The organism is Blastomonas sp. RAC04, assembly GCF_001713435.1.
Lineage (GTDB): Bacteria > Pseudomonadota > Alphaproteobacteria > Sphingomonadales > Sphingomonadaceae > Blastomonas > Blastomonas fulva.
Map to the genome: position 1 here is coordinate 973,091 of NZ_CP016460.1, position 23,339 is coordinate 996,429.

Here is a 23,339-nt window from a genome sequence, read left to right on the forward strand (position 1 = left end):
CCTTGAACCCTTCCCATGTGGGGAAGGGTTCGACCCGCGGGAGCCGTGGTGCTGATCGAAACCGCCTTTGCCAAGGTCAACCTCGCCCTGCACGTGCGGCGTCGGCGGGGCGATGGCTATCACGACATCGAGAGCCTGTTTGTCTTTGTCGACAGCGGCGATGTCCTGCGCGCTGAACGGCGCGATGATGGCGTGCTTGCGCTCAGCATTGATGGACCGTTTGCGGCCGGGCTGGACGATGGGCCGGAAAATCTGGTGCTCCGCGCCGCAAACAGCCTCAAGCTCTCCGCTTCGCCCACGCCTGCGCTCGCGAACACGGATGGGGGCGCGCAATTCGGCGCCAACCTTTACCTCACCAAGAACCTGCCGGTCGCCTCGGGCATCGGTGGCGGGTCGGCGGACGCAGCCGCGGCGCTGCGCCTGCTCAACCGCCTGTGGCGGTGCGGCCTTGATGATGCGGCGCTATGCGCGATCGGAGAGACGCTGGGGTCGGATATTCCCGCTTGCGTGATCAGCCGCACGTTGCGGGTGGAGGGGCGCGGCGAGGCGCTTGCGCCGCTTGATCTGCCCGGGCTTGCGGGCACGCCGATCCTGCTGATCAATCCCGGCATTCCGGTGGGCACTGCGCCGGTGTTCAAAGGCTGGGACCAGCACGATCGGGGCACGCTCGACAGTTCCAGCCTTGCTGCGATCATCGATTCCGGACGCAACGACCTGGAAGCGCCGGCGCGCGCGCTGGTGCCTGAGATCGGTGCCGTGCTCGATACGCTGGACGCGCAGCCCGGGGTCCTGCTGTCCCGGATGTCGGGCAGCGGAGCGACCTGCTTTGCGCTGTTTCGCAGAGGTGCCGATATCGATGCCGCGCATCAGGCGATCCGCCGCGCGTATCCCGACTGGTGGGCCATGCGAGGTACTCTGCGATGAGCAGCTTCCAGCCCTATGACCTGATTGCGCCCGTCCCTAGTGCGCCGGGTGCCAACATCCTGATAGTGGCCGATCATGCCAGCAACCATGTCCCCGCCGGGATTGATCTGGGTGTGGCCGACGACGTGCTGCAGCGCCATGTCGCGATCGACATCGGCGTGGCCGGCGTATCGCGAAAGCTCTGCCAGGTTCTGGGCTGCGGCGCGGTGCTGGCGGGCGTGTCGCGTCTGGTGATCGATTTCAACCGCGAGGAAGACGCGCCCGGCCTGATCCCCGCAGTCAGCGACGGTATCGCGATACCGGGGAACGCCGGGGCCGATGTCGAGGCCCGGCTGGCGGCCTTCTATCGCCCCTATCATGCCGCGGTCGCCGCCTCGCTCGAGAGTATTGAGCGACCCTTCATCCTGTCGCTGCACAGTTTTACACCAAGCCTCGCCAGCAGGCCCGAAGAGGTTCGCCCCTGGGACATCGGCATTCTCTACAACCGCGACGACCGCGCTGCGCGCATTGCCATTCCCCTGCTCGAACAGTCGGGGCTGCATGTCGGTGACCAACTGCCCTATGCCGGCACCGCGCTCAACGCGACGATGAACCTGCATGCCGAGGATCAAGGCCGTCCCTATCTGGGCGTCGAGATGCGCCAGGACCATGTCGGCTCGGATACGGGCGTCCGGCGGATGGCAGAAGCGCTCGCGCCTGTTTTGCTGACCTGCAGCAACAGACTTGCGTAAAGCCGTGCTTTTTGGAAAGAGCGCCACCAAAGAAAGGCCTCATCATGACACATTCGTTCGATAAGTCGAAACTGCCCAGCCGCCACGTCTCGGTCGGACCCGAGCGCGCGCCGCATCGCAGCTATTATTACGCGATGGGGCTGACCGAGGAGGAGATCGGGCGGCCTTTTGTCGGCATCGCCAGCGCGGGCAACGACAGCGCGCCGTGCAACACCACGCTTAATGCGCAGGCCGATCTGTGCCGCGATGGCGTGAACGCAGGCGGCGGAATGCCGCGCCGGTTCAACACCATCACCGTCACCGATGGCATCGCCATGGGCCATCAGGGCATGAAGAGCTCGCTGGTCAGCCGCGAAGTGATCGCCGATTCGGTCGAACTGTCGGTGCGCGGGCATTGCTATGATGCGCTGGTCGGCTTTGCAGGGTGCGACAAGTCGCTGCCCGGCATGATGATGGCGATGCTGCGGCTCAACGTACCGTCGATCTTCGTCTATGGCGGGTCGATCTTGCCCGGCCATTTCGGCGGCAAGGATGTGACCGTGGTGGACGTGTTCGAGGCCGTGGGCCAGCATGCCGCAGGCAACTGCCCGCTCAAGGACCTGACCGCGCTGGAAAAGGTCGCCTGCCCCGGGCATGGCGCGTGCGGCGGTCAGTTCACCGCGAATACCATGGCGTGCGTGGGGGAGGCGATCGGCCTCTCGCTGCCGAACAGCAACATGATGCCCGCACCTTATGAAAGCCGCGCCGATATTGCGATTGCCGCGGGCAAGCAGGTGATGGAGCTGCTGGCACTGAACCTGAGGCCACGTGATATCTGTACGCGCGAAGCCTTTGAAAATGCTGCACGCGTTGTCGCGGCTACTGGCGGATCGACCAACGCCGGGCTGCATCTGCCTGCCATGGCGAGCGAGGCCGGGATCGATTTCGATCTGTTCGACGTCGCCGAGATGTTCAAGTCGACACCCTATATCGCCGATCTCAAACCCGGTGGGCGCTATGTTGCCAAGGACATGTACGAGGCCGGCGGCGTCTACATGCTGATGAAGACGATGCTCGCCAATGGACTGCTCCACGGCAACTGCATGACGGTGAGCGGCAAGACGCTGGGAGAGAACATCGACGAGGTCACCTGGAACCCCGACCAGAAGGTGATCTATGACGTCAAGACGCCGCTCAGCCCTACCGGCGGTGTCGTCGGCCTCAAGGGTTCGCTGGCGCCCGATGGCGCGATCGTCAAGGTGGCGGGGATGGCGCGGCTGCAGTTCACCGGCCCGGCACAGGTGTTCGATTGCGAGGAGGATTGCTTCGCCGCAGTCGAGGCGCGCCAGATCGCGGAAGGCTCGGTCATCGTGATCCGCTACGAAGGTCCCAAGGGCGGTCCGGGCATGCGCGAGATGCTGTCGACCACCGCCGCGCTTTACGGCCAGGGCATGGGCGAGAGCGTCGCTTTGATCACTGATGGGCGCTTCTCGGGCGCGACGCGCGGCTTCTGCATCGGCCATGTTGGGCCGGAGGCTGCCGATTGCGGTCCGATCGCACTGGTCGAGGACGGCGATCTCATCGCGATCGATGCCGAAGCCGGAACGATTGACCTGCTCGTCGATGACGCGGTGCTAGCCGAGCGCCGCGCCGCATGGCAACCGCGCGAGAATGACTATCAGGCAGGTGCCCTTTGGCGCTATGCGCAGAATGTCGGCCCTGCGAGCAAGGGCGCGCTCACCCATCCCGGCGCCAAGGCGGAAAAGCATGTTTATGCGGACATCTGACGCGCTCGTCCTGCTGTTGCTCTCGGGCGCAGCAGCGGCGTGCTCGGGCGAGACGGCGTCCGACGCCGAATTGCCGAGCGGTAGTGAGGACAGCCGCATCGCCTGCGCGCTGGGCAACGAGACCGAGTTCACCGAGCAATGCGACGCCGAGCGCGTGCAGAACGGCGATCGGCGCGAACTGGTAATGCGTCACCCGGATGGTGGTTTCCGCCGGTTCGAGATCGTCAGCGATGGCCGCGGACTGGTCGCGGCCGATGGAGCCGAGGAAGCGGTGGTCACGCCGCTCGCCGATGGCCGGATCCAGCTGACGGTGGGCGAGGACCGTTATCGCATTCCCGCGACGATCAAGCCTGGCGCGGGCGGTGGCTGATACCGGCACAGCCGTTCTGACGGTCGCGCAGATGGTCGCGGCTGAACAGGCGGTGTTCGATACCGGCGTGTCGGTCGATGCGCTGATGCTGCGTGCGGGAACCGCCGCCGGCGAAATGATCTGGCGGATCGGCGGTTGTGTCCCGACGCTCGTCCTGTGCGGTCCCGGCAATAATGGCGGCGATGGCTATGTTATCGCACAGTTTTTGCGCGAAAAGGGTGTGCCGATAACAGTCGCAGCGCTGGCCGAGCCTCGTACCGAGGCCGCGCGCAAGGCGCGGGCGCGGTTCGCGGGCGGCGTCATCGCGCTGGCCGATGCCGTACCGGCGCCGCAGATCGTGGATTGCCTGTTCGGCAGCGGGCTGACGCGGCCCCTCGATGCTCCGGTTTGGGATCAGCTCAAGGCGCTGGTCCTGAGGGCGCGCCGCAGCTTTGCGGTCGATCTGCCCAGCGGCGCCGATGCCGATCGCGCGATATGGCTCAACGATCCCTTGCCATTCGACCATGTCCTGTCGCTGGGTGCGTTGAAGTATGCGCATGTGCTGGAGCCGGTCGCCAGCGACTGCGCCACGCTCAGCCTCATCGAAATCGGTGTGGCATCACCGGACAACGCCGCAACCCGGATCACCAGGCCGCTGATCGCGCCGCCGGATGCCCGTTCCCACAAATACCGGCGCGGCCTGGTTGTGGTGCTGGCAGGCGCGATGCTCGGCGCAGCGTTGCTCGCGGCCCGCGCCGCACAGGGCACCGGGGCAGGCTATGTCAAGATTCTGGGGGCAGGGGAGCCGCCTGCGACGCTCCCCGCCGATATCGTCTGGCAACGTGCGGATGACGCGGCTGCCGTGGCCGAAGCACTCTGCGACCCGCGCATTGGCGCGGTGCTGGCGGGCCCTGGCCTGGGACGCGATTGTGCAGCAGAGGCGCTGCTCGATGCCGCTCTGGCCTGTCCGCACCCGCTGGTTCTCGATGCCGATGCGCTGCATCTGCTGGGCAGCCGGCGGGACGCGGTGCGGGACCGCGAGGCGCCGCTCTCGCTCACCCCGCACGATGGCGAGTTTATCGCGCTGGCAGGCGAGGAGGATGGGGCCCTCAACAAGGCCGCTCGCGCCGTAAGCCTGGCTGCGGCGCTTGGCGCCTGTGTGCTCTACAAGGGCGCGGACAGCGTGATCGCAGCGCCCGATGGCGGCACCATCATCGCCGACCGCCGCTGCGCCTGGCTGTCGGTGGCGGGCACCGGCGATGTCCTTGCCGGATGCATTGCCGCACGGCTTGCCAATCATGGTGAGACAATGCATGCGCTGGCCGAGGCGGTCTGGTTGCACGACCGCGCGGCGCGCAACGCAGGACCGGCCTTTACGGCCTGGCAACTCGCCGAAGCGCTGCCGCTGGCGGTGGAGTTCTGTCTTGAACGATGAGCTGATCGTGCGGGTCGCCGCGCGGGGAGATGGTGTCACTGCTTCGGGTCGTCATGTTGCGGGCGCTGCCCCGGGGGACACGATCGCACCCGATGGCGCCGTCATCCCCGGCCCGCATCACGCGACGCCGCAATGCCCGCATTTCGGCACATGCGGCGGGTGCAGCCTGCAGCACCTCGATGATGTGGCGCTGGCTGATTTCGTGCGCGAGCGCGTCACCGGTCCGTTGATCGCCAAAGGCATAACCATAGGCGAAGTGCGCCCTGTCCACCTCTCGCCCTCGCGTAGCCGCAGGCGCGCAAGCCTGCGCTATACCCGCATGAAATCGGCGGTAACCCTGGGTTTTGCCGGGCAGGGCAGCCACGATCTGGTCAATATACGCAGCTGCGACATCGTGACGCCAAGACTGTTTGACGTCATGACGGCGGTGCGGGGGCTGGTCGCGAAATGGCCCAAGCCCAAGCTGTCAGGCCAGGTCGAACTTGCCGAGATCGACCAGGGCATCGACGTGCTGATCACGGGGTTGGCACCGAGCAGCGTCGCCGAGCATGAGATGCTGTCTGCCTTTGCCGAGACGCAGGGCCTTGCCCGGCTGTCGATCGATCAGGGCTATGGCCCCGAGACCCAATATGAACCGGTGCCGGTGACGGTGAGCTTTGGCGATGTCGCGGTGCGCTTCCCGCATGCGAGCTTCCTGCAGGCCACCACCGATGGCGAAGCCGCCCTGGCGGCAGCCGCGCGCGAGGCGCTGGCGGGTGCACGGATGGTCGCGGACCTGTTTGCAGGCCTTGGCAGCTTTGCCTTCCACCTGAGCGAGCCGGGGCGCAAGCTTTATGCCGCAGAGGCCGCGCGCGATCCGGTGCTGGCGCTGACCCAGGCGGCCAATGCGCGCCAGCTGCCGGTGTTTGCCGAGCATCGCGATCTGTTCCGCAATCCGCTGCAGGCCGACATGCTTAGCCGCTTCGACGGGCTGGTGCTCGATCCGCCGCGCGCCGGGGCCGAGGCGCAGATCGCCGCCATCGCCGCGTCCAGCCTCAAGCGGTTATGCTATGTGAGCTGCAACCCGGCGACCTTCGCCCGCGATGCGCGGACCCTGTGCGATGCCGGGTTCGAGCTCAAGACGGTGTGGCCGGTCGGGCAGTTCCGCTGGTCAACCCATGTCGAATTGGCCAGCGAATTCGTCCGCGCCGGCTGATTTCAGCCGTGCAGATGCAGGTCGAAGATCGGAATGGCCGCATGAAAGACCAGCACGATCAGGCACAGGCTGGATGAGGCGAACAGCAGGAAGCGGATCGCGACGCGGTTGACGGTCGCCTGCAGCAGGCTGTGCGCCACTCGCAGCGCAACATACAGCCACGCGACGGCAAGGTTCATGCCTTCTCCATGACCGATAATGGCCAGTACGATACACACCGCATAAAAGACCGTAGGTTCAGCCAGCAGGTGATTGTAATTATGCGCTTTCCACTGGACCTCTGGAGGCAGCACGGCATCGAGGTCCTTTCCGGTGCCACCCTTGAGATTGGCGACATCGATCTTGGCGCGCTGCATCGCCGGTATGCGGGTGACGTACATCCACAGCCACATGACCATGGTCCAGGCGAGAAGGATGACGACGGGTTGGAGAATGGCGCTGGTCATGGGTACGTTTCCTTCAGAGCGTGGCGAGCAGGGCGCGAACGGCCAGCACGATGAGGCACAGTGTCGAGGCGAGGAACAGCAGGAAGCGGGTCTGGACCTTGTTCACCGTGGCCTGCCAGATACTGTGCACGATCCGGATCAGCGCATAGCCCCAGGCGAGAGCGACGTTCAGGCCATCGGTGCCGGCACCGGCGATCGCGATGATCGCAATGGTTGCATAGAAGATCGTCGGCTGTTCCATGAGGTGTGCGTAATTGTGGGATTTCCAGGCCACCTGCGGGGGCAGCGCGGGGTCGAGATCGCTGCCCCGGCCACCAGTGGCCTGCGAAATGTCGACACCCATTTTCTTGGCTGCCGGTAGCCGCGTTCCGGCCATCCAGAACAGCATGACAAGCGACCATAGCACCAGCACTGCGGCTGGCGTGAGTATGTTGGCGGACATCGGCAGTTCCCTCCCCTGCGATACAGGGAAGGAAACTGCGTCAGCCTTAATAGATTGTCAATCGCAACTTAATTGCGATTCAGCGGGTGATGCTGACCACATTGTCGGCGCGCCAGTGCGGGCGGGCCTCGCCGGTGTACATCGACTGCATCGGCTCGTCGCCGACGGTATAATGGTCGCTGGTGCCGAAGCCGTTGAAGGCGGTGCGCATCGCCGCGCCATAAGCGCCGATCATGCCGATCTCGATATAATCGCCAGCCTTGATGTCCGCAGGCAGCGGGAAGGGGCCAGCCATGTAATCGATATCGTCACAGGTCGGGCCAAAGAACGCGAAGTCGGCCATCGTGCTGCTGCGCGTGTCGCCCAGATAGCGGACGGGGAAGCGCCAGCCGATATGCGCGGCATCGAACAGAGCGCCATAAGCTCCGTCGTTGATGTACAGTTCCTCGCCGCGGCGCCGGTCGACGCGCACGATGATCGAGTTGTACTCGGCGCACAGCGCGCGGCCCGGTTCGCACCACAGTTCGGCCGAATAACTGATCGGCAGGCTTTCGAAGGTGCGTTCGATGATCGCGAAATAATCCTCGAGAGGCGGGGGCTGCATGCCGGGATAGGCCGACGGGAAGCCGCCACCGACATCGATGACGTCGACGGTGACCGATGCATCGACGATTGCCGCGCGGACGCGGTCAAGCGCCTGAACATAGGCGTGCGGGCTCATCGCCTGGCTGCCGACGTGGAAGCAGATGCCAAGGCTGTCTGCGGCCTGACGGGTTGCCATCAGCAGATCACGCGCTTCGGTGAGCTCGGTGCCGAACTTGGACGCAAGGCTGAGCTCGGAATGCTCGGACGAAACCCGCAGCCGGACGCACAGCGTCAGATCCTCGGGCGCGCCGGTAGCGGCCACGATCTTGTCGAGCTCTTCGCGGCAATCGAGCGAGAACACGCGCACGCCGTGCGTATGATAGGCCTCGGCGATCGCTTCGGGGGTCTTGACCGGGTGCATGAAGCACAGGGTCGCTTCCGGAAGCGTTTCGGCCACCAGGCGGACCTCGGCGATCGAGGCGACGTCGAAATGTGTGATTCCCGCATTCCACAGCACGCGCAACAGGTCGGGCGAAGGATTCGCCTTGACCGCATAAAGCGATTTGCCGGGGAAACGATCAACGAAGAACCTGGCCGCGCGCGTTGCCGCCTGCGGTCGGTCCAGCGTAACCGGCTGTGCCGGTGTCAGAGCCTGAATCAGCTCCAGCGCATCAAGGAAGTTGTGCAACTCAAGGGACCCCCAAAAAAACAGAACAAACAACAAGGCTGCCTTGCGGTTATTGGAAGTCCCCCTGGGGCAGCGGACCGCGTAAATAGGGCGCGACTGTTTGCATGTAAAGTGGAAAATTGCGCGGAGTTTATCACCCCAGACGGTCGCGAAACGCCTCGTATCCGAACGAGCGAATTTCCTTGAGGCTGTCGTCCGTGCTGTTCCACAGCCAGATAGAAGGCAGTGGTACGCCATTGAAAGTATTGGTTTTTACCATCGAGTAGTGCGCCTGGTCGAGAAACGCGAAGCGTTGCCCCGGCTCCATCGGCCCGGGCAGGCCATAGTCGCCGATGATATCGCCTGCCAAACATGAGGGCCCGCCGAGCCGTATCACCTGTGCGTCGGGCCGCTCCCCGAGCATGGCGGGGCGATAGGGTGCCTCGATGACATCGGGCATATGGCAGGTGGCCGAGATGTCGGTGATTCCCACCTTCATGCCGTTGGCGAACACATCGAGCAGTTCGCCGACCAGAATGCCCGCGTCGAGCGCCACGGCCTCGCCGGGCTCGAGATAGATCTCGCAGCCGGTGCGCGCCTTCACCGCGATCAGGAAATCGACCAGGTCATCGCGCTGATAGTCCGCCCGAGTAATATGATGGCCGCCACCAAAATTCAGCCATTTCAATCGGTTGAAATAAGGTTCGAGCAAGGGTTCGAGCTTGGTCCAGATTTCCTGCAGTGGCAGCAGGTCCTGCTCGCACAACGAATGGAAGTGGATGCCCGACACGCCCTCGAGATGCTCGGCGCGAAGCTGGTCGATCGGGTGACCCAGGCGGCTGTGCGGCTGCGACGGATCGTACTTCGGGGTCTCGCCCAATGGCAGCGCAGGGTTGATCCGCAGCCCGATGTCGAACTGCTCACCCTTGGCGCGTGCCTCGGCCACCAGCGGCGCGAATCGCGCGATCTGGCCGGGGCTGTTGAAGATGACGTGATCGGACAGCGTCAGAATCTCGCGCAGATCCTCGGCCTTGTAGCCCGCGCAATAGGTTGCGACCTCGCCTGAATAATGTTCGGTCGCCAGCCGCGCTTCCCAAAGGCCCGACGAGCAGGTGCCGTCGAGATACTCGCCGACCACATCGCCCAGTTGCCAGAACGAGAACGCCTTGAGCGCAGCGAGCATCTTGATCCCCGCCCGGTCGCGGACATCGGCAAGGATCGCCAGATTGCGCCGTACCGCTGCCTCATCGACCACGAATGCGGGCGAGGGGACGCGGTTGAGATCGAAATGCCGGAACGCGCCGGGATCGCCAGCCTTGGTTTCCATCGGGTAGCTTGACCTCTTTTAAGTCGGTTTCCCGCGAAGGCGGGAACCCATCACCTAAGCTTGAGCCTAGATGCACCAGAAGGAGATGGGCCCCTGCCTTCGCAGGGGACCGAGTTAATTCAAAACGCCAGCGGCGCGTCGAGTTCCTTCACCTGCCAGGGCAGGCCATGCTGGTTGAGCATGTCCATGAACGGATCGGGATCGAACTGCTCCATGTTGAACACCCCCGCACCCGTCCATTTGCCGGTGAGGATCATTGCCGCGCCGATCATTGCCGGAACGCCGGTGGTGTAGCTCACCGCCTGGTTGCCGGTCTCGGCATATGCGTCCTCGTGATCGCAGATATTGTAGACATAGACCGTCTTGTCCTGGCCATCCTTCACGCCGGTGGCGATGTCGCCGATGTTGGTCTTGCCCTTGGTGGTCTCGCCCAGCGAGGCAGGCTCGGGCAGTACGGCCTTGAGGAACTGCAGCGGGATGATCTCGCGGCCTTCATACATCACCGGATCGATCCGGGTCATGCCAACATTCTGCAGGACTTCCAGATGCTTGAGGTAGGCATCTCCGAAGGTCATCCAGAAGCGGATGCGCTTGATCTCGGGATAATGCTTGGCGAGCGATTCGAGCTCCTCATGGTACATGAGGTACATGTTCTTCTCGCCCACGGCCTCGAAATCGAACACCTGCTTGTGGCTGAGCGCGGGGCCTTCGACCCACTCGCCATCCTGCCAGTGCCGCGAGGGGGCGGTCACTTCGCGGATGTTGATCTCAGGATTGAAGTTGGTGGCGAAATGCTGGCCGTGGTCGCCGCCGTTGCAATCGAGGATATCGAGCGTGTCGATCCGGTCGAGCAGGTGCTTCTTGATATAGGTTGCAAAAACGCTGGTGACGCCGGGATCGAAGCCCGAGCCGAGCAGCGCCATCAGGCCTGCTTGCCTAAAGCGGTCGTGATAGGCCCATTGCCAGCCATATTCGAACTTGGCCTCGTCGCGCGGTTCGTAATTGGCGGTATCCATGTAATGCACGCCGGTGCGCAGGCACGCGTCCATGATGTTGAGATCCTGATAGGGCAGCGCCAGGTTGCACACCAGATCGGGCTTCACCCGCTCGATCAGCGCCGAGGTCGCATCGACATCGTCTGCATCGACCTGGGCGGTGGCAATCTTCACTCCGGTACGCGCCAGAACCGATTCGGCGATCGCGTCGCACTTGGCCACGCGGCGGCTTGCCAGCGTGATCTCGGTGAATATGTTCGCGTTCATTGCCATCTTGTGCACCGCGACCGAACCCACGCCGCCTGCACCGATCACCAGAATCTTGCCCAAAGCCGTCTCTTCCTTATTGCTGGAATTGCTGTCAGCGGGTGCATATAGAGGCTCTGCATGACAGAACCAAGTGATCCCCTTCGCGCAGACCGCAAACCCAGCCGTGAGGGCATCGAGCGCGCCGCGAAGAAAATCTCGGCGATTCTTCCGCCGACGCCTCTGATGCCGTTGAAGCATGACGGCATGACCCTGTGGTGCAAGGCAGAGTGCCTGCAGCCGATCGGCGCGTTCAAGATCCGCGGAGCATGGCACCGATTGTCCGACCTGACCGAGGAAGAGCGCGCGCGCGGTGTCGTCGCCTTTTCGAGCGGCAACCATGCACAGGGCGTCGCCTGGGCGGCCAAAAGGCTGGGGATCAAGGCGACCATCGTGATGCCCGCCGATGCGCCCAAGCGCAAAATCGAATCAACCCGCGGTTATGGCGCGGAAATCCTTCTCTATGATCGCCGCAACGAGGACCGCGTCGCCATTGCCAACCGCATCGCGGCGGAATCCGGTGCGGTGGTGGTGCCCAGCTTCGACGATCCGTGGATCATCGAGGGGCAGGGCAGCACCGGGCTCGAAGCGATGGTGCAGATCATCGCCCAGGCCGGGATCCATCCGCACCGCGTGGTCACCTGCTGCGGCGGCGGCGGGCTCGCTGCGGGCATCGCGCTCGCTATGCCCGGTGCCCGGATCACCGTGGTCGAACCCGATGGCTGGGACGACATGGGCGATTCGCTGCGGGGCAAGAAGATCGTGCCTGTTGCGACCGACGCGCCCGATACGGTCTGCGATGCGCTGCTGACCCCGCGCGTCTCGCCGCTGACGTTCGAAATCCTCAAGGAGCGCAAGGCCGACGCGGTCAGCGTTTCGGATGCGCAGGTGTTCCGCGCGATGCGGCACGCGCATGAGCGGCTGCGGCTGGTGCTGGAGCCGGGCGGAGCGGTGGCGCTGGCAGCAGTGCTCGAAGGCAAGGTCGAGGTCGATGACCGCACCTTGATCATCCTGTCGGGCGGAAATGTCGATCCGGCGCTGTTTTCCAGGGCGCTTGCCTCGTGAGCGACCGGTGACTCCAGCCAGCGAAAGCCGCAGGGCCGACCTGCAGTCTGCCCTGATCCGCGTGGCCCAGCAGGACCGCGAAGCGCTGCGCACGGTCTATGCGATGACGTCCGCGAAACTGCACGGCGTTTGCTTACGTATCTGCACCGATAGGGGCGCGGCGGAGGACGTATTGCAGAACGTGTATCTCAAGGTGTGGCAGCGTGCCGGATCGTTCGATCCGGCCAAGGCGAGTGCTATCGCCTGGCTGTGCGCCATTGCACGCAACGCGGCGATCGATTGGCGTAGAAGCCAGCGTTATGAAGACCCGTTGCCTGCCGATCTGGGCGAAACCCTTGTCGACGAAACCGCAGACCCCGCGGCGGATCTTGCCCAGGCGGGCGAGCGCGCGCAAATCTTCTCCTGTCTTGAAGAGCTGGAACCGGTGCGCGCCACTGCGATCAGGGCGGGCTTCTATCAGGGCCTCAGCTATCCCGAGATCGCCGAGGCCATGGACAAGCCGGTGGGTACGGTGAAAAGCTGGATCCGCCGCGGTCTGATGCAGTTGAAGGAGTGCCTGTCGCGTGAGCAGTGATGCCATGCCCGAACGGTCCGCCTTGGCGGCTGAATTGGCTCTGGGCCTGCTGGAGGGCGCAGATCGCGCCTCCGCGCTTCGGCTGGTGCTGTCCGACCCCGGCTTTGCTGCCGAGGTGGATAGCTGGCGCGCACGTATGGCGCCGCTGTATGACGGCTTTGCCGATGTCGCTCCACCCAGCGGGCTGATGGCGCGGATCGATCAGGCGATCGATGCCGAAGCAGCCGCAGATCAGGTGACGACCCTGATGCCCGCACCCCGTGCGCAGGGCGGGTGGAAGATCGCGACCTTCGCCGCATCGGCGGTGGCAGCCATGCTTGCGCTGGCATTGGTGTGGCCCAGCCCGCAATCCCCGGGTCCGGCGCCGCAGGACAAGGCCGATGTTGCCGTTGCCCAGCTCACCGGGCCGATCGACGGCTTGCTGCTGACTGCGCGCTACGACAGCAGCACGTCCGAAATGCTGGTGCGGGTGGAAGGCATGCCGGTCACCGAGACCGAGCCCGAATTGTGGATCGTCCCAGCCGACGGCCAGCCGCGCCGTCTCGGCCGTCTGCTGCGCGGCGGTGTCACCCGCATCGCTATCCCCGAAGGGCATCGCAAGTTCATCGACCCGGTGAGCGAGCTGATTCTCACGATGGAGCCCAAGGTGCTTCCCGATCCCGACAAGCCCAGCGCGCCCACAGTCGCCCAAGGCCGGTTGCAGCGGATTTGATTCGAGATCCTAGACTTTAGTTCGTCGCCCCTGCGGAGGCGGGGAGTTCGCTTATGCGCCACAGTCGTATAGCGGGATTCCCGCGTTCGCTGGAATAGCGATAGGGCTGCTGTCCGCAAGAGCCGATAACGGCGCCCATTTCACAATTGTTAATCCGTGCGCATCCGGCCTTGGCTTCGCTGCGTAGCTGCCCCCGTATCCCGCTTCCCCGGCGGATACGGATAACCCACGGAGACTTCCCCTATGCTGAAAACTCTTGCCCCCAGCCTTCTTGCCGCAACCGCTGCTGCGACCCTCGCGTTTGCCGGCCCCGCGCTCGCCAATCACCACAAGGGCGCCGATCACGCGATGGTTGGTGGCGCGGCCATGTACCCGGCCAAGACGATCGTCGAGAACGCCAGCGCAGCCCCGAACCTCACCACGCTGGTCGCTGCCGTCAAGGCGGCAGGCCTGGTCGACACGCTGGCCTCGCCCGGCCCGTTCACCGTCTTCGCCCCGACTGATGATGCGTTCGCCAAGCTGCCCGCCGGCACCGTGGAAACGCTGGTGAAGCCCGAGAACAAGGGTCTGCTGACCACGATCCTCACCTATCATGTCGTCGCCGGCAAGGTGACCGCGGCAGATGTCGTCGCGCTCATCAAGCAGGGCGGTGGCAAGGCCATGATCAAGACCGTGCAGGGAGGAACCCTCACGGCCTCGCTGCAGGGCAAGAATGTCGTCCTGACCGACGCGAAGGGCGGCAAGTCGATCGTGACCCAGACCGATGTCATGCAGAGCAACGGTGTGGTGCATGTGATCGACACCGTGGTGATGCCGGGTTAACCCCTTAGCCCCAGGCACATCACAGGCCCGCCGGTCCCCCCAGACCGGCGGGCCATTTTGTGTCTGGCGCCTGCGGATTATGACATGCGCTGTCGCCAAACCGTCATGCACGGGTCACGCGGACCGCCTAGCGCGCCCATTCAGAGGTTCAACCACTGAGCAAGGGGGCAAGGCGATATGGCCGGCACGATGCGCAATACCAAGATCATGGAAGCGGTTACCCAATCGACCACGGTCAGCAAGCAGGGGCTGTTTGAACGCGCCTTTGCCTTTGCCTTCAAGGGGCTGGTCTATGCGCAGATCTGGGAGGACCCGGTGGTCGACATGGAGGCGCTGGAGATCCAGCCCGACAGCCGGATCATCACCATCGCCTCGGGCGGTTGCAACGTGCTGTCCTATCTGGTGGCAGACCCCGCGCAGATCATCGCGGTCGATCTCAACACCGCGCATATCGCGCTCAACAAGCTCAAGGTCGCTGCGGCGCTGCATCTGCCCGATCATGCGCATTTCCACCGCTTCTTCGGACAGGCCGACAGCAAGCAGAACCTGCGCGCCTACAAAGAGCATATCCGCCCGCATCTCGACGAGACCAGCCGCAGCTATTGGGAAGGCCGTGATCTGGCAGGGCGCAGGCGCATCGGCGGGTTCAGCAGCGGATTGTACAAACGCGGGCTGCTCGGCGGCTTCATCGGCACCGCGCATCTGCTGGCGCGGCTGTACAAGATCGATCTCAGGATGATGCTCACCACTTCGACACTGGAAGAGCAGCGCGCGATTTTCGAGCAGCATCTCGCCCCGGTGTTCGACAAGAAGTTTGTCCGCTGGCTCACCGATCAGCCGCCTGCCTTGTTCGGCCTCGGAATTCCGCCGGCGCAGTTCGAAGCGCTGGCGGGTGACGAAAAGATGGCAGATGTGCTACGCAAGCGCTTGGAAAAGCTAGCGTGTGACTTTGAAATCCGCGACAACTACTTTGCCTGGCAAGCCTTTGGCCGAGGCTATGGCAAGGGTGCCGACACACCGCTGCCGCCTTATCTGCAGGCGGCCAATTACGACCTGGTTCGCGCGCGCGCTGGCCGGGTGGAGGTCGAGCATGCCAATTTCGTCGAACGGCTGCAGGCGAGCGCCAATGCCAGTCTCGACCGTTATGTTCTGCTCGACGCGCAGGACTGGATGAACGACCAGCAGCTGACCCTGTTGTGGAAAGAGATCACGCGTACCGCGCGTCCCGGTGCCCGCGTGCTGTTCCGCACCGCTGCCGAACCCAGCCTGCTGCCCGGGCGCGTACCCGATGAGCTGCTCGGCCGCTGGGATTATCGCGCCGCGGATTCGCTAGGATTTACCGCGCGCGACCGCTCCTCGATCTATGGCGGGGTGCATTTGTATGTCCTCAAATGAGGTGAGCATGCCGACATCCGACCATGGCGAAAGCATGGATGCCATCTATCGCACCCAGCGGCATATCTACGACCTGACCCGCAAATATTATCTGCTGGGGCGTGACCGGCTGATCGCCGATCTGGCACCGCCCCCGGGCGGGCTGGTGCTGGAAATGGGGTGCGGGACCGCGCGCAACCTGATCCTTGCTGCGCGGCGCTATCCGCATGCGCGGTTTCTCGGGTTCGATATCTCCGAAGCAATGCTGGAAAATGCGCGCGAATCGGTCCGGCGCGCTGGGCTTTCGGAGCGGATCAGCCTGACCAAGGGCGACGCCACCGCATTTTCGCCCAGGCGGCTGTTCGGCATCGCCGGGGTGGACCGCGTGTTCTGCTCCTACACGCTGTCGATGATCCCGGATTGGGAGCAGGCGATCTCGGCTGGAGCCGACGCTCTGGTGTCCGGCGGCAGGATGCATGTCGTCGATTTCGGCAGCCAGCGGGGTTTGCCCGAGTGGTTCTCACGCGGTCTGCATGCCTGGCTGGACCGGTTCCAGGTCAGTCCCAGGGCCGAACTTGAAGCGGTGACGCGGCAGGTCGCCCATCAGCGCGGCCTGCTGGTCGAGCACCGCAACCTCTATCGCGGCTATGCGCAATATGCGGTGATCGGCGGCTGAGCCTAGCCCTAGGTTATCAGCGCTCGCAGCGTCGTCACCGTATCCGCCTCGGCAGCGGGCTTGTCACGCCGCAGCCTCGAGATACGCGGAAAGCGCATCGCGATACCCGATTTGTGGCGCTTGGATTCGTGGATCGAATCGAAGGCCACTTCGAGCACCAGCGACTTTTCGACCTCGCGCACCGGGCCGAAGCGATTGACGGTATTCTGGCGGACGAACTTGTCGAGCCATTTGAGCTCGGTGTCGGAGAAACCCGAATAGGCCTTGCCCACCGGGACCAGCTCGCCGTCCTCGGTCCAGCAGCCGAAGGTATAGTCCGAATAGAAGGACGAGCGCTTGCCGCTGCCGCGTTGCGCATACATCATCACGCAATCGGCGCTCAGCGGATCGCGCTTCCATTTGTACCACAGTCCAACGCGGCGCCCGGGGACATACAGGCTGTCGCGGCGCTTGAGCATCACCCCCTCGATCGCGGCATCTCGCGCGCCATCGCGGATGCGGCCGAGCTCGTCGAAATCCTGCGCCATGATGATCTGCGACAGGTCGAACCGGTCGGCGGGAAGCGCGCCCATGCGCTGCTCGAGCCGCGCGCGCCGCAGGTGCCAGGGTTGCAGCCGCAGGTCTTCGCAGCCGTCGATCAGCAGATCATACAGCCGCACGAACGCGGGCGCCTCGGCGAGCATCTTGGCCGAGACCGTCTTGCGCCCCAGCCGTTGCTGCAGCGCGTTGAAGCTTGCAGCCTCGCCCATCTGCGCATCGCCCCGCACCAGCAGTTCGCCATCGAACACACCCTCGACCGGCATGTGCGCGGCGATGTCGGGGAACGCTGCGGTAATGTCGTCGCCGCCCCGGCTGAACAGCCTCACGTCATCACCGACACGGACGATCTGGATGCGGATGCCATCCCATTTCCACTCGGCAGCATAATCGGCAAGGTCGACCGTGCCGTCCTCGAGCGGGTGCGCGAGCATGAACGGGCGGAAATAGGGGGTGCCCTCGGGATCGGGCCGCGCGCCGCCTTCACCCCAGGCGAAAAGGCTGGCATAGGGCGGCGACAGCGCGTGCCACACCTCTTCGACCGCATCGACATCTAGCCCGAAGGCTTGGGCAAAAGCGGTCTTGGCGAGCCGGGCGGAGATGCCGACGCGCATTGCGCCTGTCGCGAGCTTGATCAGCGCATAGCGGCCATCGCTGTCCAGCCTGTCCATATATTCGGCGAGCAGCGCTGGCGCGCGGGCCCGGCTGACATTGGCAAAGCTGTCCACCGCATCGGCAAGCCTCAGTTCGTTGGCGGGAGGTGCCGTCTCGGGCCAGATCAGCGCGACCGTTTCGGCGGTATCGCCGACGAAATCGCGGCTCAGGCGGAACAGCTCGGGGTCGACCCGTTCCATCGCCATGGTACGGACGGACGAGGATTTCACTGCTGCAAAATCCGCCTCGCCGGTCAGCGCGGCCAGCGCCCAGCCGCGATCGGGATCGGGTGCAGCGCGCAGATAGTCCGCTATCAGCGCGACCTTGGCGTTGCGCGAGCGGGTATAGCCCAGCTGGGTGACGAGCGCAGCGAACGCGCGCATCAGCCCTCGTCCTCATCTTCGCGGCCTATCAGTGCCAGCGCGCGCGCCTTGATCTGATGCAGCTCGCACCAGCGCAGCAGCGCTTCCTCGCGCCCATGGGTGACCCACACCTGCTTGGGCGCGACCTCGCGGATCGTGGTGGTCAGCTCGTCCCAGTCTGCATGGTCCGAGATGATCAGCGGCAGTTCGACGCCGCGCTGCTGCGCGCGGGCGCGCACTCGCATCCAGCCCGAGGCCATCGAGGTTACCGGATCGGGCAGGCGGCGGCTCCAGCGGTCGGCGAGCGCCGAGGGCGGGGCAAGCACGATGGTCCCGCGCAGATCGGCCTTGTCGGTGCCCGCAACCGGCAGAAGCGGTCCCATCGCGACGCCATGATCGGCATAGAGCGCGCACATCTTCTCGAGCGCGCCGTGCAGATAGATCGGCTCGTCATAGCCCAGCGCGCGCAGTTCTGTGATCACCCGCTGCGCCTTGCCCAGCGCATAGGCGCCGACCAGCACACAGCCTTCAGGGTGCGCATCACGCATCGCGAGCAGCTTGCCGATTTCCTCGGACGTTGGGGGGTGGCGGAACACCGGCAGGCCGAAGGTCGCCTCGGTGATGAAAATGTCGCACGGCACCAGTTCGAACGGTGCGCAGCTGGGATCGGGTCGCCGCTTGAAATCACCGGTAACGACGACAGTTTCGCCCTGATACTCCATCCGGATCTGCGCCGAGCCCAGCACATGGCCTGCCGGGTGGAATGACACCTTGACGCCATTGAGATCAAGCGCATCGCCATATCCAATCGCGTTTTCGCCCGGATAACGGCCATAGCGCAGATTGATGATCGCCAGCGTTTCGGGCGTCGCCCACACTGCATCATGCCCGCCACGCGCGTGATCGGCATGGCCATGCGTGATCAGCGCGCGGGACACCGGGCGCGAGGGATCGATCCAGGCATTGGCGGGGCGGACGAAGATGCCATGGGGATGGGGTTCGATCCAGTGGGGGGCGCTGCTCATCACTTGAGCATATGGGTGCCCGCAGGGCAGCTTCAATCTTTGGCGGTCGCCGCAAAGTCGAAGCTGATCGCAACCGGGCCGGCGATCTCGGTGGTGCTGGCATACTCGCCCTGGCCGACGCCGAAGCTGGTGCGGTCGATCCGCGCGGTGCCGCGTGCACGCGCCTTGTCACCCGCAATGGTCAGCGTGAACGCCAGCGGCACCGGCTTGCTGACGCCGCGCAAGGTTAGCGTGCCATCGGCGCGGTAGCGGTCGCCTCCCAGAGCCGTGAAGCGGGTGGCGCGATAGCTGGCCCTGGCAAAGCGCGATGTGTCGAAGAAATCGGTATCGGTGAGCGTACCATCGCGTTGGCTGTCGCCGGTATCAACCGACGCCAGGTCGATGCTGACATCGACCTTGGACGCTTCCAGCGCATCGGGCGCAAACAGAATATTCGATGACCATTTGCCGAAGCTGCCGGTGACCGGCTCGCCATTCCATTGTGCGGTAAAGCCCAGCCTGCCGCCGGGCGCCTGGGCCCAGGTGCGTGGCGCACTGGCTTCTTCGTCGGATGGCTTGGCCTGTGCCTCTTCGGCCGCGAGCGGCTCAGCGGCTGCAACCGGCTCGGGGGCGGCTGCGGGGGCCGCAACCGGTTCGGCCTCGGCTTGCACCTTGGCAGCCGGCGCTGCGCTGGCGCCCTTGGGGTCGACGATCTTGCCCAGCACGATTCCGCCGAGCATGATCGCGGCGGCGAGCGCCACGGCGCCGATCGCCTTGCCGCGTCCTCCTGGCAGCATCCGCGCCAGGATCGGCGTTCCGAGCAGATACTGGTGCCTCAGCGCGCCTGCGACATGCAGTACGAGCAGCGCGATGCCGACATTGGGCAGGATCTCGTGGATCTCCTCGGAAGGCTCGCCCATCCATTGCGGAACCGGCAGATTGGGCCAGGGGATCGATCCGAACAGCAGCGTGTCCACCTTGATGTCAGAGGTTGACACCAGTATCCACCCGGTGAGCGGCGCGCCGATCATGACGATATAGAAGCCCAGATGCACCAGCGAGGACAGAGTCATCGCCCATTTCGGTCCTGGCACCGCAGCAGGTCGCGGCACGATCAGCCGCCATCCGACCCGCAGGACGCTCAGCAACAGGATGGTGATCCCGACCGATTTGTGCAGCTGGAACCGGGCAAACAGGTCGGGCCCGCGCGGCCCCTCAAGCGATTCTGCAAAGATGATCTGAAAGGCGAGCGCCGCGGCGATCAGCCAGTGGAGAACGATAGCGCCCAGGCTATAACGGGTTGGGGCCATGACATCAGGCTGCCTTGCGAAGCTCGAGCCTTTCCCAGATTTCCACCAAAGCCGATGTCAGATCACGCATCATGGCTTCATCATGGGACGGGCCCGGAGTGAAACGCAGCCTTTCGGTGCCGCGCGGCACGGTGGGAAAATTGATCGGCTGAACATATACGCCGTATTCGGCGAGCAGCATATCGCTAATCCGCTTGGCCTTGACCGGATCGCCCACCATCAGCGGAACGATGTGCGTGGTGGTGTCCATCACCGGCAGACCGGCTTCGGTGAACAACTGCTTGAGCATCGCTGCCGCTGCCTGCTGGCCGTCGCGCTCCTCGCTCGACTGCTTGAGATGCTTCACGCTGGCAAGCGCGCCTGCAACCAGCACGGGCGACAGCGATGTGGTGAAGATGAAGCCGGGAGCATAGCTGCGAATGACATCGATGATCCGCTGGTCGGCGGCGATATAACCGCCCATCACGCCGAACGCCTTGCCCAATGTGCCCTCGATGATCGTCAGCCGATGCGCCGCCTCGTCGCGTTCCGAAATGCCGCCGCCGCGCTTGCCGTACATGCCAACGGCGTGCACTTCGTCAAGATAGGTCAGCGCGTTATACTTGTCTGCCAGGTCGCAGATCGCGTGGATCGGGGCGACATCGCCATCCATCGAATAGACGCTTTCGAACGCGATCAGCTTGGGCACGTCCGGGTCTTCGGCGGCGAGCAGTTCTTCGAGATGCTCGACGTCGTTGTGACGGAACACGCGCTTTTCGCAGCCCGAGTTCCGGATCCCCGCGATCATCGATGCGTGATTGAGTTCGTCTGAAAAGATGATGCAACCGGGCAGAATGCGCGCCAGCGTCGAGAGCGTCGCATCGTTCGAGACATAGCCCGAGGTGAACAGCAAGGCACCCTGCTTGTCGTGCAGGTCGGACAGCTCGTGTTCCAGCTCGACGTGATAATGCGTGTTGCCGCCGATGTTGCGAGTGCCGCCCGAGCCCGCGCCGACATTGTGCAAAGCCTCTTCCATCGCCTCGATCACCTTGGGGTGCTGGCCCATGGTGAGATAATCGTTGGAGCACCACACGGTGATCGGCTTGGGGCCGTTGTGGCCGTGAAAGCAGCGCGCGTTGGGATAGGCGCCCTTGTTGCGCAGGATGTCGATGAACACCCGGTAACGGCCTTCGGCGTGCAGCCGGTCAATCGCAGCTTCGAAAATCTGGTCGTAGTTCACGCGGCCACCTTAGTCCTGACGAGTGATAACCCATGCCGTTGCGCTGGTGTGAAGCGACCCATTGCTGACGCGTTGGCTGGCGATGTAATAGCAATTAAATCCCGCATTTCCAGCGATAACGGCTCGCAACTGCGGGGTTTGGGCCGGTTGCGGGGTGGACAAATTGTCCCACCCTGCAGCATTGCCGTGATCCTGAAGCCGCTTCGATACGATGCCCGGGTAGGCCAGGACGAGCCCTGCGACCAACCGAAATTGCACATCGCCATGATCGAACCAGTCGATCAGCAGGCGCTCAAAGCGTGTCGAAGCTTGTAAATCCGCGCGCCTCGAGCACTGGCTTGTAGGGTACGATGTCGCCCGCGGGGCCGGTCGCCACGAAGCGCAGCCCGTTGCCGAAAAAGCTCTGGCCGCGGGTGAGATACGCGATTCGCCGGGCGATTCCTTCGGCGCCGTGCACGAAGGTGACCGGCCTGCCAAAGGCACGCGCGAGCTCGTCCTGCACCAGCGGAAAGTGCGTGCAGGCCAGCACTACGGTATCGATCGCCACTGCGCGTTCCTGGCTGACCAGTCCGGCGACGGCGCGGTCGAAGATCGCAGGGTCGGGCACTTCGCCGCGCAGCTTCATTTCGGCCGCGCGCACCAGTTCGGGCGCGCCGAAGCGCAGGATGGTGGCGTCGCTGGCGAACTCGCGTGTCAGGTTGGTGACATAGGGCTGGCGCACCGTCGCCTCGGTCCCCAGCACGCCGATGACGCGGCTGCGCGACTGTTCGGACGCGGGCTTGATCGCGGGCACGGTGCCGACGATCGGCAGGTCGAGCGCGGCGCGTACCTGGGGCAGGGCAATGGTCGAGGCGGTATTGCAGGCGATGGTGATCAGCCGCGGGCGATAGCGCTCCACCAGCCGCCCGAGCAGCGCAGGCACACGCGCGGCAATCTCTGCCTCGCTCTTTTCGCCATAGGGCAGGCCTGCGAAATCGGCGGCATAGACGATCGGTGCATCGGGAAGCAGCGCGCGCGCCGCATCCAGCACCGTCAGACCGCCTACGCCGGAATCGAAGAACAGCAGCGGCGCATCGGCAGCGATGGCGGGCTCGGCAGGCAATGAGGACGTCATAATCCCCGCTTAGCATCGCGGTCGGCGCAATCAACCATGCTTGCCAAAACCGCCGCTTTGCCTATGCACGCGGCAGACGATTTGCCGTGCAGGAACAAGGGTTGGCAATGATGAACGATCTGGCTGGAATCGCGGTGGCGACGCTCGGTGCACTGATGCTGATGGGCTATCTGCTGGGCTCGATCCCGTTCGGCATCATCCTCACCCGGATGGCGGGCGCGGGTGATCTGCGCTCAATCGGGTCGGGCAATATCGGTGCGACCAACGTGCTGCGGACCGGGCGCAAGGGGCTGGCTGCAGCGACCCTGCTGTTCGATCTGGGCAAGGGTGCTGTGGCGATCGCGATCGCCGAGGCCATCGCTCCGGGCAGTGGACCGTTTGCCGGGCTGGGCGCCTTTTTCGGGCATTTGTATCCGATCTGGCTCAAGTTCAATGGCGGCAAGGGGGTTGCGACCTTGCTTGGTATCGCGATTGCGCTTTACTGGCCGCTGGGCGTCGTTTTTGCCGTGGTGTGGCTGGCGGTAGCGTTTGCCACGCGGTTCTCGTCGCTCGGCGGGATCATGGCGGCGGCGGCGATGCCGGTGGCGGCATGGTGGTTTGGACGGGAGCAGGCTCTATGGGTGTTCGTGGTCATGCTGGGCTTTGTGCTCTGGAAGCACCGCAGCAACATCCAGCGGCTGATTGCCGGCACCGAGCCGAAGATCGGCAAGTCCTCCGCCGGCTGACCTCTGGCTTGGCGGGCCTGTCC

Annotated in this window: 23 protein-coding genes; 13 read left to right on the forward strand and 10 right to left on the reverse strand. The window is 64.4% G+C overall.

What is annotated here, in order from left to right; all coding sequences use genetic code 11:
• Positions 1-15: 15 nt before the first annotated feature.
• From BSY18_RS05740 to BSY18_RS05765, 6 genes are read left to right on the forward strand one after another with little or no spacing between them, the layout of a single operon-like run.
• Positions 16-924, forward strand: coding sequence for a 4-(cytidine 5'-diphospho)-2-C-methyl-D-erythritol kinase (locus BSY18_RS05740; protein ID WP_083231326.1), 909 nt, complete (start codon positions 16-18; stop codon positions 922-924).
• Positions 921-1,655 carry an N-formylglutamate amidohydrolase gene (locus tag BSY18_RS05745; RefSeq protein WP_069049949.1) on the forward strand — a complete coding sequence of 245 codons (735 nt, stop codon included), beginning with the start codon at positions 921-923 and terminating at the stop codon, positions 1,653-1,655. Before BSY18_RS05740 ends, BSY18_RS05745 begins: the two co-directional genes overlap by 4 nt.
• 44 nt (positions 1,656-1,699) lie before the next feature.
• Positions 1,700-3,421 (forward strand): dihydroxy-acid dehydratase, encoded by a 1,722-nt coding sequence (ilvD, locus tag BSY18_RS05750; RefSeq protein ID WP_069049950.1) that lies wholly within the window; start codon positions 1,700-1,702, stop codon positions 3,419-3,421.
• Positions 3,402-3,791, forward strand: a complete 390-nt coding sequence (locus tag BSY18_RS05755; protein ID WP_069049951.1) for a hypothetical protein — start codon at positions 3,402-3,404, stop codon at positions 3,789-3,791. Before ilvD ends, BSY18_RS05755 begins: the two co-directional genes overlap by 20 nt.
• Positions 3,784-5,205 carry an NAD(P)H-hydrate dehydratase gene (locus BSY18_RS05760; RefSeq protein ID WP_236823457.1) on the forward strand — a complete coding sequence of 474 codons (1,422 nt, stop codon included), beginning with the start codon at positions 3,784-3,786 and terminating at the stop codon, positions 5,203-5,205. Before BSY18_RS05755 ends, BSY18_RS05760 begins: the two co-directional genes overlap by 8 nt.
• Complete coding sequence (locus BSY18_RS05765; RefSeq protein WP_069049952.1) at positions 5,195-6,400, forward strand: class I SAM-dependent RNA methyltransferase; 1,206 nt, start codon at positions 5,195-5,197, stop codon at positions 6,398-6,400. The genes BSY18_RS05760 and BSY18_RS05765 overlap by 11 nt, the downstream gene beginning before the upstream one ends.
• A gap of 2 nt (positions 6,401-6,402) precedes the next feature.
• Here the strand turns inward: BSY18_RS05765 and BSY18_RS05770 are convergent, their stop codons facing one another.
• The 5 genes from BSY18_RS05770 to BSY18_RS05790 all read right to left on the reverse strand — a co-directional run bounded on the left by BSY18_RS05770 (position 6,403) and on the right by BSY18_RS05790 (position 11,192).
• A complete protein-coding gene (locus tag BSY18_RS05770; protein WP_054132925.1) occupies positions 6,403-6,846 on the reverse strand; it encodes an MAPEG family protein in 444 nt (147 codons plus the stop codon).
• A gap of 13 nt (positions 6,847-6,859) precedes the next feature.
• Positions 6,860-7,288: an MAPEG family protein gene (locus BSY18_RS05775; protein WP_069049953.1), complete on the reverse strand. Its 429-nt coding sequence runs from the start codon at positions 7,286-7,288 to the stop codon at positions 6,860-6,862.
• Positions 7,289-7,367: 79 nt separating this feature from the next.
• The gene (locus BSY18_RS05780) at positions 7,368-8,561 is read right to left on the reverse strand and encodes a type III PLP-dependent enzyme (protein WP_069049954.1); all 1,194 of its coding nucleotides are present in this window, start codon (positions 8,559-8,561) and stop codon (positions 7,368-7,370) included.
• Positions 8,562-8,694: 133 nt separating this feature from the next.
• Positions 8,695-9,867 (reverse strand): carboxynorspermidine decarboxylase, encoded by a 1,173-nt coding sequence (locus tag BSY18_RS05785; protein ID WP_069049955.1) that lies wholly within the window; start codon positions 9,865-9,867, stop codon positions 8,695-8,697.
• A 119-nt stretch (positions 9,868-9,986) separates the two neighbouring features.
• Complete coding sequence (locus tag BSY18_RS05790; protein WP_069049956.1) at positions 9,987-11,192, reverse strand: saccharopine dehydrogenase family protein; 1,206 nt, start codon at positions 11,190-11,192, stop codon at positions 9,987-9,989.
• Positions 11,193-11,249: 57 nt separating this feature from the next.
• Here BSY18_RS05790 and BSY18_RS05795 point away from each other — a divergent pair, with 57 nt between their 5' ends.
• The 6 genes from BSY18_RS05795 (at position 11,250) to BSY18_RS05820 (ending at position 16,391) form a co-directional block, all read left to right on the forward strand.
• A complete protein-coding gene (locus tag BSY18_RS05795; RefSeq protein WP_171900182.1) occupies positions 11,250-12,233 on the forward strand; it encodes a threonine ammonia-lyase in 984 nt (327 codons plus the stop codon).
• A gap of 7 nt (positions 12,234-12,240) precedes the next feature.
• A complete protein-coding gene (locus BSY18_RS05800) occupies positions 12,241-12,807 on the forward strand; it encodes a sigma-70 family RNA polymerase sigma factor (protein WP_069049957.1) in 567 nt (188 codons plus the stop codon).
• Entirely contained in the window at positions 12,797-13,519 is a 723-nt protein-coding gene (locus BSY18_RS05805; RefSeq protein WP_150126216.1) for an anti-sigma factor, read from the forward strand. Before BSY18_RS05800 ends, BSY18_RS05805 begins: the two co-directional genes overlap by 11 nt.
• A gap of 243 nt (positions 13,520-13,762) precedes the next feature.
• Positions 13,763-14,341 (forward strand): fasciclin domain-containing protein, encoded by a 579-nt coding sequence (locus tag BSY18_RS05810; protein WP_069049959.1) that lies wholly within the window; start codon positions 13,763-13,765, stop codon positions 14,339-14,341.
• A gap of 189 nt (positions 14,342-14,530) precedes the next feature.
• Complete coding sequence (locus BSY18_RS05815; protein WP_069051733.1) at positions 14,531-15,736, forward strand: DUF3419 family protein; 1,206 nt, start codon at positions 14,531-14,533, stop codon at positions 15,734-15,736.
• Between the two features lie 7 nt (positions 15,737-15,743).
• Complete coding sequence (locus BSY18_RS05820; protein ID WP_236823458.1) at positions 15,744-16,391, forward strand: class I SAM-dependent methyltransferase; 648 nt, start codon at positions 15,744-15,746, stop codon at positions 16,389-16,391.
• 8 nt (positions 16,392-16,399) lie between these two features.
• Here the strand turns inward: BSY18_RS05820 and BSY18_RS05825 are convergent, their stop codons facing one another.
• From BSY18_RS05825 to murI, 5 genes are all read right to left on the reverse strand, one after another.
• Positions 16,400-17,965, reverse strand: coding sequence for a cisplatin damage response ATP-dependent DNA ligase (locus tag BSY18_RS05825; protein ID WP_069049961.1), 1,566 nt, complete (start codon positions 17,963-17,965; stop codon positions 16,400-16,402).
• Positions 17,965-18,969 (reverse strand): ligase-associated DNA damage response exonuclease, encoded by a 1,005-nt coding sequence (locus BSY18_RS05830; RefSeq protein WP_069049962.1) that lies wholly within the window; start codon positions 18,967-18,969, stop codon positions 17,965-17,967. Before BSY18_RS05830 ends, BSY18_RS05825 begins: the two co-directional genes overlap by 1 nt.
• Positions 18,970-19,001: 32 nt before the next feature.
• Positions 19,002-20,258 (reverse strand): YceI family protein, encoded by a 1,257-nt coding sequence (locus tag BSY18_RS05835; protein WP_069049963.1) that lies wholly within the window; start codon positions 20,256-20,258, stop codon positions 19,002-19,004.
• A gap of 4 nt (positions 20,259-20,262) precedes the next feature.
• Positions 20,263-21,477: a 5-aminolevulinate synthase gene (gene hemA, locus BSY18_RS05840; RefSeq protein ID WP_054134987.1), complete on the reverse strand. Its 1,215-nt coding sequence runs from the start codon at positions 21,475-21,477 to the stop codon at positions 20,263-20,265.
• Positions 21,478-21,769: 292 nt separating this feature from the next.
• Entirely contained in the window at positions 21,770-22,591 is an 822-nt protein-coding gene (gene murI / locus BSY18_RS05845) for a glutamate racemase (protein ID WP_069049964.1), read from the reverse strand.
• A 110-nt stretch (positions 22,592-22,701) separates the two neighbouring features.
• Here murI and plsY point away from each other — a divergent pair, with 110 nt between their 5' ends.
• Positions 22,702-23,316 (forward strand): glycerol-3-phosphate 1-O-acyltransferase PlsY, encoded by a 615-nt coding sequence (gene plsY / locus BSY18_RS05850; protein WP_069051734.1) that lies wholly within the window; start codon positions 22,702-22,704, stop codon positions 23,314-23,316.
• Positions 23,317-23,339: the final 23 nt, after the last annotated feature.

Coding starts and splice junctions, on each gene's coding strand:
- BSY18_RS05795 (WP_171900182.1), top strand. CDS start 11,250: ATGACAGAACCAAGTGATCCCCTTCGCGCAGACCGCAAACCCAGCCGT.
- BSY18_RS05820 (WP_236823458.1), top strand. CDS start 15,744: ATGCCGACATCCGACCATGGCGAAAGCATGGATGCCATCTATCGCACC.
- BSY18_RS05830 (WP_069049962.1), bottom strand. CDS start 18,969: ATGAGCAGCGCCCCCCACTGGATCGAACCCCATCCCCATGGCATCTTC.
- BSY18_RS05785 (WP_069049955.1), bottom strand. CDS start 9,867: ATGGAAACCAAGGCTGGCGATCCCGGCGCGTTCCGGCATTTCGATCTC.
- BSY18_RS05815 (WP_069051733.1), top strand. CDS start 14,531: ATGCGCAATACCAAGATCATGGAAGCGGTTACCCAATCGACCACGGTC.
- murI (WP_069049964.1), bottom strand. CDS start 22,591: ATGACGTCCTCATTGCCTGCCGAGCCCGCCATCGCTGCCGATGCGCCG.
- plsY (WP_069051734.1), top strand. CDS start 22,702: ATGAACGATCTGGCTGGAATCGCGGTGGCGACGCTCGGTGCACTGATG.
- BSY18_RS05775 (WP_069049953.1), bottom strand. CDS start 7,288: ATGTCCGCCAACATACTCACGCCAGCCGCAGTGCTGGTGCTATGGTCG.
- BSY18_RS05740 (WP_083231326.1), top strand. CDS start 16: ATGTGGGGAAGGGTTCGACCCGCGGGAGCCGTGGTGCTGATCGAAACC.
- BSY18_RS05770 (WP_054132925.1), bottom strand. CDS start 6,846: ATGACCAGCGCCATTCTCCAACCCGTCGTCATCCTTCTCGCCTGGACC.
- ilvD (WP_069049950.1), top strand. CDS start 1,700: ATGACACATTCGTTCGATAAGTCGAAACTGCCCAGCCGCCACGTCTCG.
- BSY18_RS05835 (WP_069049963.1), bottom strand. CDS start 20,258: ATGGCCCCAACCCGTTATAGCCTGGGCGCTATCGTTCTCCACTGGCTG.
- BSY18_RS05810 (WP_069049959.1), top strand. CDS start 13,763: ATGCTGAAAACTCTTGCCCCCAGCCTTCTTGCCGCAACCGCTGCTGCG.
- BSY18_RS05825 (WP_069049961.1), bottom strand. CDS start 17,965: ATGCGCGCGTTCGCTGCGCTCGTCACCCAGCTGGGCTATACCCGCTCG.
- BSY18_RS05745 (WP_069049949.1), top strand. CDS start 921: ATGAGCAGCTTCCAGCCCTATGACCTGATTGCGCCCGTCCCTAGTGCG.
- BSY18_RS05755 (WP_069049951.1), top strand. CDS start 3,402: ATGTTTATGCGGACATCTGACGCGCTCGTCCTGCTGTTGCTCTCGGGC.